Source organism: Slackia sp., assembly GCF_977041755.1.
The window spans coordinates 1-11074 of record NZ_CDRRGL010000061.1 but is presented as its reverse complement, the minus strand read 5'-3'; the positions used below and the strand labels follow the sequence as shown (position 1 = coordinate 11074).

The following is an 11074-nucleotide window of genomic DNA, read 5'->3' as shown; positions in this document are numbered from 1 at the left end:
GCTTGAAGCGGTGGGCGGCCGGCCGTATTTGGTCGAATTGGCTAACAATACGCTCGCTCTTACCAACTGGAAGAACCATACCGAAATCGTGAAGCGCAACAGCGTGCTGCGCGATTTGGTGTACGCATCAACCAATATCAACGCCCTGGCGTACGACGCACCCGACGATACCAACGAAGTTATCGAGGACGCGGAAAAGATGCTGTTTGAGGTTACGCAGAAGCGCGTTTCCTCTTCGTTCCAAAACATCACCGACTTGCTCACGCAGGCTTTCGACGAAATCGACGAGCTCGTGAACAACAAGAACCAAATGGCGGGCACGCCGACCGGCTTCACCGACGTCGACAAGCTATTCTGGGGTTTGCGCGGTGGCGACCTGCTTATTTTGGCCGCACGACCTGGTGTTGGCAAAACGTCATTTGCTTTGAACCTCGCTACGAACGCCGCGAAAGCCGGCGCTGCGGTTGCCTTGTTCAGCTTGGAGATGGGCGCCAATCAGCTCGTGCAGCGTATTTTGTGCGCTGAGGCGCGCGTGAACTTGGGCCAGTTGCGTGCAGGCAATTTGCAGGAAGGCGACTGGAACGCCATCATGAACGCTGCGGCTACCCTTTCGGGGCTCGAACTGTATATCGACGATACTCCGGGCCTCTCGTTGCTCGAAATGCGCGCGAAGGCCCGCCGCCAGCTGCGCGACAAGAAGAAGGGCCTCATCATTGTCGACTACCTGCAGCTTATGCAGCCGCCGTCGAACCGCCGCGATGGCAACCGCGCCGTCGAGGTCGCCGAAATCTCTCGTGGCCTGAAGGTGCTCGCGAAGGAAATGGACATGCCGCTGCTTGCGCTTTCCCAGCTTTCCCGTGCCGTTGAGATGCGTGGCAGCAAGCGCCCCATGCTTTCCGACCTTCGTGAATCGGGCTCCATCGAGCAGGACGCTGACATCGTTATGTTCATCGACCGCTCCATGGACGAAATGGAGGCCGAGACCGACGGCCGTCCCGATTGGGGAACCGCCGAACTTATCGTCGCTAAGCACCGTAACGGCGCCACCCGCGATATCACCTTGTCGTTCAATCCTGAATACACCAAGTTCGGCAACTATATCGACGCATCCCAAATCTAGACAATGTCTGGACTGCCCGTACCACGGGCTTCGTTCTCATCGCCGGTTCGTTCTGCGCTTTGTTTCGCCCTCAAACGCCGCTGTATTCGCAGCGGCGTTTCTTATGTGAGACCCTGCGGGCATCGAACGGCTTTTCGCTGTCGTTGATGCGAATGCTGCGCACCGATTCGCGGCTATCGGGTACACTCGACGTATGAGCGAGCGTATTACATTCATTCATTCGGGCGACATCCATTTGGGTGCGCCTTTTCGCGGTTTGCGCGACCTTTCCCCGAAATGGGCCGACCGGCTTACGCGCGCGATTCCCGAGGCGTACGACCGCGTGGTTGATGCGGCAATCGAGCGCGGGGTCGATTTCGTGCTGTTTGCGGGCGACGAATTCGACACCGACAAGCCAAGCTACGCCCATCATCGCCATTTCTTGCAGGGTCTCGAACGCTTACGCGATGCGCAGATCCCCGTATACCTCATTGCGGGCAATCACGACCCTTATGCGACGTGGGCGGGTTTGCGCGACCAGCTTCCCGAAAACGTGCATATGTTCGGCTCCGACGAGCCGGGCTATGTCGTCTATGAGCGCGATGGCGAACCTGTCGCGGTTATCGCCGCGCGCGGCTTTTCGAATCAGGCGCCTGAAAGCGATATCGCTGCGGGCATGACGCGCGCTGCAGCCGAAGCGGCGTGCGGCGTGCAGGTGCCGTTTGTCGTCGGCATGTTGCACACGGGGTTGTGGATGGATCCATACAAGGCCCCTACCAGCGAAGATGTCCTGTATGCGTCGGGCATGGACTATTGGGCGCTGGGGCACATCCATAAAAACTTCCGCTTTCCTAAAAACGCCGCCGAGACCAAAATCGCTTTCTGCGGCTGCGCGCAGGGCCGCGACATTAAAGAAGTCGGCGACCGCGGTTGCTATGCGGTGACGCTCGAGGAAGGCGTGCCCAACCAACTTGAATTCATCGCGTGCGAATCGGTCGAGTGGGAGCAGTTGCGCGTCGACGTATCTGCCTGTGCGGGTGCGGAAGATGTGCTTGGCGCTTGCGTTCGTGCTATGTTCGATGCGAATTCCCAGGTGATATGCGAGGAAATGATCGCGCGCGTCACGCTCGTGGGAGCAACGCCTCTGCATGGCATGCTCGCGACCCCGGGGTATATCGACGAAATGCGCGACGAGCTCAACGAACGTTATCCGTCGTTTTTCTGCGACGCGCTTATCGACGAGACGACTTCCCCTCTCGACAGGGATGCGATGCGCGCCGCGGGCCTTTTCGAGGCTTCGCTTCTTCGCGAATCGGCGAAGCTCGCCTCAAACAAGCAGGAAACCATCGAATACTTGCAGCGCGAATTCGCCGCTCGCGGCCTCGCGTTGCCGGCGGGCATCGACCGAGCGCTCGAAGGTGCGTGCGCGCGCGCCGAAGATATGGCCCTTGAGCTTTTGGAGGGGCGTGAGCAGCTATGACGGCGAAGCATGCGGCTCAACATTCGAAGAAAAAAGCGCCCGCGCAGTCGAGCATTGACGCGTCGCGCGATTTGATGCAATCGGAAAACGCCCACGCGCCTGAGAACCCCCAAGCGGAAAGCCATGCGGGCATATACCTTCAGCGAGCGCATATGGCGGCGTTTGGGCGTTTCATCGACCGAGCGCTTGGGCCTTTCAAGTCGGGTCTCAATGTGGTGTATGGCCCCAACGAGGCGGGCAAAACCACCGCTCGCGCATTCGTGGGCGGCGTGCTGTTCGGCTGGCCCGAAGCGCGCGGCTCGCGCAATGCATACAAGCCTCGCGCCGCTTCGCGCGAAGGTTCGCTTCTGTTCTGCGACGCATCAACGGGTGAAGTGGGCCGCGTTTCGCGCGCCCGCAATGCGGAAGGCCTCATTAGCGACGAAGCGTGGCTTGCGGCGGTGTGCGGCGACATCGATCGCGAAACGTTCCAAACGCTTTTCTCGCTCGATGCCGATGAGCTTCGATCGCTCGAGGCGGCGCCCGACATCTCGGCGAAATTGCTCACGGCTGGCTCAGGAACCAAGGAAAGTCCCGCCCATGTGGCTTCCGCCCTGGACGCGCGCATCGCGGCGCTTATGAGTCGTGCGGCTTCCGAGACCGAATCGTTCCCCAATTTGAAGCGCGAGCTCGAAGGCGTGAAAGAGCGCTTGCTGGAAACGCGCGCCCAAGCTGACGAGCTGAAGGCGGAAGACGTTGAGTTGCGCTCGCTGCTTGACGATCGCGAGCAATTGCAACGCGAGCTCTCGGTGCTCGATTCCAAAATCGAAGCGCTGGCGGCGTGCAAAGGCGAGCTTTCGCGCATCGATTCGGCGCGCCACCGCCTGCGTGAAGAAATAACCAGCGCGCAGGCTGAGTTGCGCGCATGCGAGGCCGACGCGCAGGCGGAGCTCGCCGCTTATGCTGCGACTCCGCGCGTTTCGGCGGAGGAGGAAGCGCGTCTGCGCGCTTCGCTCGAATTGCTGTCCGAGCAGGAAGACGCTGCGGCGCAGCGCTTGTCGGCGGCGCGCGAGGCGTATGAGCACGCGCGCGGTTTTTGGGAGGCCCGTCGCGATGCGGCGGCGCAAGCCGAAAAGGCGCCGGAGGCCCGCGCTTCGCGCACGGCGCCCATCGCGGCATTTTGTGCAGCCGGATTGCTTGCCGTGGCGGCGTTCGCGCTGGCTCTTGCCGCGCCCGATGCCCTGCCCGTGGCGATTTTCGCCATGGTCGCGAGCGTGTGCTGCGTAGGCGTGGGCGCTCTGCTTATCGCTAAAGCGAAACCAACGCCGCCTTCCTCAAAAGTCGACATCGATTCGGCCCGCGCCACCATGGTTGCGTGCAAATCGACGTATGACTCGCGTGAGGGCGAGGTCATGGTCGTGGCCGATCAGGTGCGCGCATCGCTCGCGCAGCTCGGGTTTCCCCCTCGTGTCGTTACGGCCCGCGCGGCATTGCGCGAGCTTGACGTCATGCACGATGCTCGTGAAGCCCAGCTTCGCGCCGATCGTGCGCGCCGCCAAGCGCAAACGGGGCTCGACAATGCAGGCGAAGAACTCGCAAGATGCGAAGGGTATCGCTGCGAGTGCCTTGAATCCGTCGGCCTTGCCGGCGATTCGTCGCTCGACGATGTTGAGACGGCGGCGTTTGAGCTTGCGCAGAAGCGCGCGAACTTCGACGAACGGCTTGCGGGCATGATTTCGCGCGTGGGCCAGCTGCGGCAAATTCTTTCCGATGGGGAGCGCGCTTCCGAGCTCGACCTGTTGAAAACCCAACGGGCCCAAATTATCACGCGCCAAACCGACTCGGCGCATGAGCTCGTGAGACTTCTGCTTGCCAAGCGCATGGTGTCAGGCGCTATCGAGGCATGGGGAACCGAAAGCCAGCCCAAGGTGTATGAGCGGGCATCGCATCTCATGGGGCTTATGACCGCGGGAGCCTGGGTGGGCGTCGCGTCGAGCGGTTCCGATGTGTGCGCCATTGATTCATTCGGCGCTCAATTTCCGCCGCGATTGCTCTCGCTTGGCACATGCCAGCTGCTCTATTTGGCGCTGCGCATCGCTCTGCTCGAATGCGCACCTGAAGTTGGCACCGCCATTCCCGTGCTCGCCGACGACATTCTGGTGAATTTCGATGACGACCGTCGCGCAGGTGCGGCCCGTGCTTTGGCCGAGCTCGCTCAAAGCCGACAAGTCATCGTTTTTACCTGTCATAAGGAGGTCGTGAGCACATTTAACGAACAGGCTCAGAACGTGCATGTTTTAGATATATAATCATTCAGTTCTGCTTTATTTGAATCGGCAAACGAAAGGACCATTATGCCGAACGTCGTGTTGGTCGGAGCCCAGTGGGGCGACGAAGGAAAAGGTAAGGTCACCGACCTCATCGCTCGTGACTTCGACTATGTGGTGCGCTATCAGGGCGGCAACAATGCCGGCCATACTGTTATCCACGGCGACAAAAAGCTCGCTTTGCACCTCATTCCATCAGGCATTATGTATGAAAAGGCCGTGCCGGTCATCGGCAACGGCGTTGTGGTGAACCCGCAGGTTCTCGTCGAGGAAATGCGCATGCTCGAAGGCGAGGGCCTTTCGTGCGAGCGCCTGAAAATCTCGTGCGATGCTCACGTGATCATGCCCTACCACATTGAGCTCGACAAGGCGTCCGAGTTCCGTTTGGGCAAAAACGAAATCGGCACCACCAACCGCGGCATCGGCCCGTGTTATCAGGACAAGGCCGCCCGCAGCGGCATTCGCATCCAGGACTTGCTCGACGAGCATGTGTTCCGCATGAAGGTCGAGGCTGCCCTCGAGGTGAAAAATGCCATTCTCGAGAAGGTGTACGGCAAGCGTACGTTCACCGTCGACGAGATTTGCGATGCCTACTTGCCCTTCGCCGAAATCATTCGTCCCCATATGGCCGAAACCGCTCAGCTGCTCAACGACGCGCTGCGCGAGGGCAAGCACATTCTGTTCGAGGGCGCGCAGGGCACGCTGCTCGACATCGACCACGGCACCTATCCGTTCGTCACGAGCTCTTCGTGCTGCGCGGGTGGCGCTGCTACTGGTTCGGGCGTTGGCCCCACGGCTATCGATCGCGTGCTCGGCATTCAGAAGGCCTACGTCACGCGTGTTGGCGCCGGTCCGTTCCCCACGGAACTCGTGTATCCCGAAAACGGCGGCGAGGGCCAAGATGCCATCGATGGCGATTTGCTGTGCGCTGAGGGTCACGAATATGGCGTGACCACGGGTCGCAAGCGTCGCTGCGGTTGGTTCGACGCGGTTATCGCGCGTTATGCAGCCGAGGTCAATGGCCTTACCGACATCGCTCTCACCAAGCTCGACGTGCTTTCCGCTTTCGACGAGCTTAAGATTTGCGTTGCCTATGAGTGCGACGGCGAAACGTACGATTACTTCCCCATGCAGCAAAGCGTGCTGTTCCATGCCAAGCCGGTGTACAAGACCATGCCTGGCTGGAAGGGCGAAGATATCACGAAGGCTAAGAGCTTCGAGGACCTGCCGGCAAACGCGCAGGCCTATATCGAGGAACTCGAGCGCCTCTCGGGCGTGAAGGCCACCATTATTTCGGTTGGTCCCGACCGCGATCAGACCTTTACCAGGGGTTGGTAATTATTGCTACGCCGGCTTGTCAGCCGGCGTACGCACTCGACGCTACGATCGATTCTGATGGCTGATCTGCCTTTCAATCGTCGCTCGCGTACCTCCGAGGTACGCGTCGCTCCTCTTTCAAGGCAGCTCAACTCATCAGAATCGCTCTCGCTGACATGTACTGGTTCGTGAGTGAATCGGTGCCTCGAACTATACACACCCGAGCATCAATTGCGATGTTCGGGTTTATGCATATCTAGGAAAGGAACATTCTTGAACGTTTTGGTGCTTGGTTCGGGCGGCCGCGAGCATGCCCTAGCATGGGCCATTGCGAAATCGCCTCGCCTCGACTCGCTGTTCGTTGCTCCTGGCAATGGCGGCACGGCGACTATTGCGAAAAACGTCCCCCTCGACATGAACGATGCCGATGCCGTTATCGGCTTCGCGCGCAGCGAGAACATCGACCTTGTGGTTGTTGGCCCCGAGGCTCCGCTGGTCGCTGGCGTCGCCGATGCTATTCGCACGGCGGGCATCGCGGTGTTCGGCCCTGGTGCGCAGGGTGCGCGCCTCGAAGGCTCCAAAAGCTTCTCGAAGGAATTCATGCTGGCCCATGGCCTTCCCACGGCACGCTACAAAAAGTGCACGTCGCAGGATGAGGCCATGGATTACCTGCATGAGGTAGGCGCTCCCATTGTCGTGAAGGCCGACGGCCTTGCTGCTGGCAAGGGCGTCGTGGTTGCCGAAGACATGGAAGAAGCCGAAGAGGCCGTTCGCGATTGCTTCGCGGGCGACTTCGGCGAAGCGGGCAGCGTGGTGGTTATCGAGGAAATGCTCGAAGGCCCCGAATGCAGCATGCTCGCGTTCCTTTCCGAGGGCAAGGCTCTTGCCATGCCCTGCGCGCAAGACCACAAGCGCGCATTCGATGGCGACTTGGGCCCGAACACGGGCGGCATGGGCGTGTACTCTCCGGTGCCGTGCGTAACCCCCGAGCTCGAAGCCGCTATGCAAGAAATCATGCAGAATGCCGCCGCCGCCACGGCGAAGGAATTCGACGACGCCTACACGGGCGTACTCTACGGTGGTTTCATGCTAACCGCCGAAGGCCCCAAGCTGCTCGAGTTCAACGCGCGCTTCGGCGACCCTGAAACCCAGGTCATCATGCCGCGTTTGGAGTCTGACGCGCTTGAAGCGTTCTACATGGTTGCCACGGGCAAGCTTGACGCGCTCGATTTGCGCTGGACCGACCAGGTTGCTGTGTGCGTGGTGCTTGCAAGCGATGGCTACCCGGGCAGCTATGAAAAGGGCAAGGTTATCTTGGGCATTGAAGAAGCCGAAGAGCTCGATGGCGTCACGGTGTTCCATGCGGGTACGGCGTTCAATCAAGACGACGAGCTCGTGACCAATGGCGGCCGCGTGCTCAACGTGGTCGCGCTTGCCGACACGTTCGAAGATGCTCGCGAGCTTGCTTACGAGGCGTGCGACAAAATCAACTTCGAGGGCAAGCAATATCGCCACGACATCGCGCTTCGTGCGCTGGAGGCGTAATTCATGCTGAGTGAACGCATGCTTACCACCGCCGTGCGCTCTTGTGCTACGCGGTTCATGAATATCAAGCCGTGCACTGAGCCTCGTATTCCCGGGCCGAACGCTGGCCAGCGCTACATGCTGTACGCGCATATTCCGTTCTGCGAACGCCTGTGTCCGTACTGCAGCTTCAATCGTTTCCCGTTTTCCGAGAAGCGCGCGGTGCCGTACTTCAAGAACCTGCGTGCCGAGCTCATGATGGTGAAGGAACTTGGCTACGACTTCGACTCGCTCTATATCGGTGGTGGCACGCCTACCATCATGATCGACGAGCTGTGCGATTTCATCGATTTGGCCAAGCGCGAGTTTTCGATCAAAGAAGTTTCGTGCGAAACCAATCCGAACCATCTTATTCCGTCGTATCTCGACAAGCTGCAGGGACGCGTCGACCGCCTGAGCGTGGGCGTTCAGAGTTTTGACAACGGCCTCCTTAAGCAGATGGACCGATACGATAAATACGGCTCGGGCGAGAGCATCCTCGAATCCATCAAGGTTGCTGCGCCGTATTTCAAGTCGCTCAACGTCGATATGATTTTCAACTTCCCGGCGCAGACTGAAGAAATCTTGCGTCGCGATTTGGAAATGGTTATCGAGGGCGGAAGCGGTCAAACCACGTTCTATCCGCTTATGGCGTCGCCTTCGGTTGAAAAATCGCTCGCACGCACGGTCGGCAAGGTCGACTATGAGCGCGAGCAGCGTTTCTATGAGATTATTTCTGAGACGCTCGCCGGCGGCGCGAATTCACCCTACGTGCATGGCAGCGCGTGGACATTCAATAAGCGTGAAGACGAAGAGTCCGCGGCAAAAACGCCGGGCGATGGCCAGATGATTGATGAGTATATCGTCGATTACGAGGAATACCCGGCTATCGGTTCTGGCGGCATGACGTATTTGGGCCATACGCAGTACGTGAACACGTTCAGCGTGCGCGAATACAATAAGGCTATTGAATCGGGTCGTATGTCGCTTATGGGCAAGGCCGAGTTCAGCAAGCGCAACCGCATGCGCTACCGCTTTATGATGCAGCTGTTCGGCTTGCGTCTCGACAAAAAGCAGTGGGAGCGCGACTTCGGCTGCAGTGTCGCGGCGGGCTTGCCTGCTGAGTATATGTTCATGAAGATGAGCGGTGCGTTCGACGTGGACAACGATGAGGAAATCACGCTCACGCCGAAAGGCCGCTACCTCATGGTCGTTATGATGCGCCAGTTCTTCATTGGCGTAAACAACCTGCGTGACCAGGCTCGCAGCGTGCTTCCCAAAGAAGAGCGCGACTTGCTTTTCGGGGCCGGCTGCGCAATGAAAGACTAACGAAAACGCCGCTTTGCCAAGCGGCGTTTTTTTGTTGCCGAACGTGAGGGGCGATGGTCGAGGCGGGCGGCGGTCGCGTTGGGCGATAGCCGATGCTTGTAAGGGGCGGATACGCTTCGTCTTAGGGTTAGGCCGTGGCCGTCGGCCATGATGCACCCGCGTCCCATTTCGGCTTTATTCGACAGTCGCTTACCGTCGTTTCTTTCGGCGTGAATGGCGCCACGCTGGCTTGTTTCGTTTAGCCGCGCATGCCGCGATATTTCACGTGCTCTTGATGCGGTGTGGGTGCTGCCGCCTGCTAGAATGGTGGCATCGTCTCCTAAGAGGAAGGTGCCACCATGGTTGGCGGTCTTGTGTTCTTCATCATTTTCATTTTGGTTATCGCGGCTATCATCAAAGATGGCCTGTTCATCGTGAAACAGCAGCACGCGGTAATCATCGAGCGTCTGGGTAAATTCAATCGCTTCGTGGGTGCCGGCTTCCACGTGAAGATTCCGTTCTTCGAGCGTAAAGCTACGACCGTGAGCCTGCGAACCATGAAGAACGGCTTCAGCATCGATGTGAAAACCGAGGACAATGTGACCATCGGCCTCGATATTTCCGCGCAGTACCACGTCGATTACTCGCTGGGCAACAATCCCATGGAATCGGGCATTTTCAAGAGCTACTACATGTTGCAGGAACCCGTCGAGCAGATGAAAGACTTCATTACCGACGCATTGCGCTCGAGCATTCCGACGTATTCGCTCGATGAGGTATTCGCCAAGAAAGACGACATCGCCAAAGACGTGAACGCGACGGTGAGCGAGCAGATGGCCGCTTACGGCTTCACGTTGGTGAGCACACTCATCACGCGCATTTCGCTTCCGAAGGAAGTCGAAGATTCCATGAACCAGATCAACTCCGCCCAACGTGTGCGCTTGGCTGCGCAGGATTTGGCGGAAGCCGATCGCATTAAGAAGGTCACTGAGGCGCTTGCTGAGGCAGAAAGCATGGAAAAGGCCGGCGAGGGCATCGCGAATCAGCGCAAGGCTATCGCGCAGGGCATTAAAGATTCTCTCGAGACCATTAAGGAATCGGGCGTGACGCCCCAGGAGGCAAACGAGCTGTTCATGTTCACCCAGTGGGCCGACATGATGGGCCGCTTTGCCGAATCGGGCAAAGGCTCGACCGTCGTGCTGCCGAACGATTTCAAATCGACGGCCAGCATGTTCGAGCAGATGCTTGCCGCAGGTGCCGCCAATGAGGAGTCGACGAAATAGCCGAGTCTCGTGTTTCAATAGCCCTGCCCGATGCCGAAACCTGTTAAATGCTCGTAGCGTTTAACAGGTTAGTCCAGGTGACAGGCTAACTTTAAAATTATTGAAAAAAGTTCTTGCATTCGGGTTGTTCGGTCTGTAGTATATATACCTGCGTTTGACGCAATCGGTCAGGTAGCTCAGTCGGTAGAGCAGGGGATTGAAAATCCCCGTGTCGGGGGTTCAAGTCCCTCTCTGACCACCATTTGAATTAGAAAGCCGCTCGAAAGAGCGGCTTTTTCAAGCGCAAAATGGGCCTGTAGCTCAGTTGGTCAGAGCGCACGACTGATAATCGTGAGGTCACAAGTTCGAACCTTGTCAGGCCCACCACCGAACATTGAAGCTCGTCCTTAGGGACGGGCTTTTTTTAATATGAGCAGGACATTGTCAATAGACAAAATCGGGCCTGGCCCAGGTTTTCTGGGTCAGGCCCTTCCTCTATCTCAACCCTCCTGCGGCGACCTCGGCGTGTCTCTCCGACGCTCGTCTTTGCAGTTTAATATCCGCCCGTGGCGCATCTCTGCGCTGGGCAATCCGTTGCTACGACTGGGGTTACCTCGGTCGATTCGACAGTCTCGTGTCGCGGGTGGCGCCTTGGGCGCTCGCAGAAAAAGAGCCTGGGGTTAGCCCCAACGGCCTCGGATATGGCCGCAGGATGGGATGTGAGCGCTGCTATGTCGAC

The 11074-nt window shown here is 58.7% G+C and carries 7 protein-coding genes and 2 tRNA genes; all 9 read left to right on the top strand.

The genetic code is table 11. From position 1 onward, the window contains the following. The coding region (gene dnaB / locus ACWI8T_RS05845) for a replicative DNA helicase (RefSeq protein WP_449138275.1) at positions 1–1120 on the top strand (1120 nt) is incomplete at its 5' end. Positions 1121–1313: 193 nt separating this feature from the next. After that, positions 1314–2579, top strand: a complete 1266-nt coding sequence (locus tag ACWI8T_RS05840; protein WP_449138274.1) for a metallophosphoesterase family protein — start codon at positions 1314–1316, stop codon at positions 2577–2579. After that, on the top strand, positions 2576–4867 hold the full coding sequence (locus ACWI8T_RS05835) for an ATP-binding protein (protein ID WP_449138273.1): 2292 nt from the start codon (positions 2576–2578) through the stop codon (positions 4865–4867). The genes ACWI8T_RS05840 and ACWI8T_RS05835 overlap by 4 nt, the downstream gene beginning before the upstream one ends. 45 nt (positions 4868–4912) lie before the next feature. After that, entirely contained in the window at positions 4913–6223 is a 1311-nt protein-coding gene (locus ACWI8T_RS05830) for an adenylosuccinate synthase (RefSeq protein WP_309324782.1), read from the top strand. A 252-nt stretch (positions 6224–6475) separates the two neighbouring features. Beyond that, the gene (gene purD / locus ACWI8T_RS05825; RefSeq protein WP_417754244.1) at positions 6476–7747 is read left to right on the top strand and encodes a phosphoribosylamine--glycine ligase; all 1272 of its coding nucleotides are present in this window, start codon (positions 6476–6478) and stop codon (positions 7745–7747) included. A 3-nt stretch (positions 7748–7750) separates the two neighbouring features. Next, positions 7751–9094: a coproporphyrinogen III oxidase family protein gene (locus ACWI8T_RS05820; RefSeq protein WP_281668241.1), complete on the top strand. Its 1344-nt coding sequence runs from the start codon at positions 7751–7753 to the stop codon at positions 9092–9094. A 338-nt stretch (positions 9095–9432) separates the two neighbouring features. Next, positions 9433–10356, top strand: a complete 924-nt coding sequence (locus ACWI8T_RS05815; RefSeq protein WP_114616338.1) for an SPFH domain-containing protein — start codon at positions 9433–9435, stop codon at positions 10354–10356. A gap of 165 nt (positions 10357–10521) precedes the next feature. Continuing rightward, positions 10522–10597, top strand: a tRNA-Phe gene (locus tag ACWI8T_RS05810). Positions 10598–10645: 48 nt separating this feature from the next. Next, positions 10646–10722, top strand: a tRNA-Ile gene (locus tag ACWI8T_RS05805). Positions 10723–11074 lie beyond the last annotated feature (352 nt).

What these genes read in the sequence shown, in the direction of transcription:
- ACWI8T_RS05840 (WP_449138274.1), top strand. Translation starts at nt 1,314, where the DNA reads ATGAGCGAGCGTATTACATTCATTCATTCGGGCGACATCCATTTGGGT.
- ACWI8T_RS05835 (WP_449138273.1), top strand. Translation starts at nt 2,576, where the DNA reads ATGACGGCGAAGCATGCGGCTCAACATTCGAAGAAAAAAGCGCCCGCG.
- ACWI8T_RS05830 (WP_309324782.1), top strand. Translation starts at nt 4,913, where the DNA reads ATGCCGAACGTCGTGTTGGTCGGAGCCCAGTGGGGCGACGAAGGAAAA.
- ACWI8T_RS05820 (WP_281668241.1), top strand. Translation starts at nt 7,751, where the DNA reads ATGCTGAGTGAACGCATGCTTACCACCGCCGTGCGCTCTTGTGCTACG.
- ACWI8T_RS05815 (WP_114616338.1), top strand. Translation starts at nt 9,433, where the DNA reads ATGGTTGGCGGTCTTGTGTTCTTCATCATTTTCATTTTGGTTATCGCG.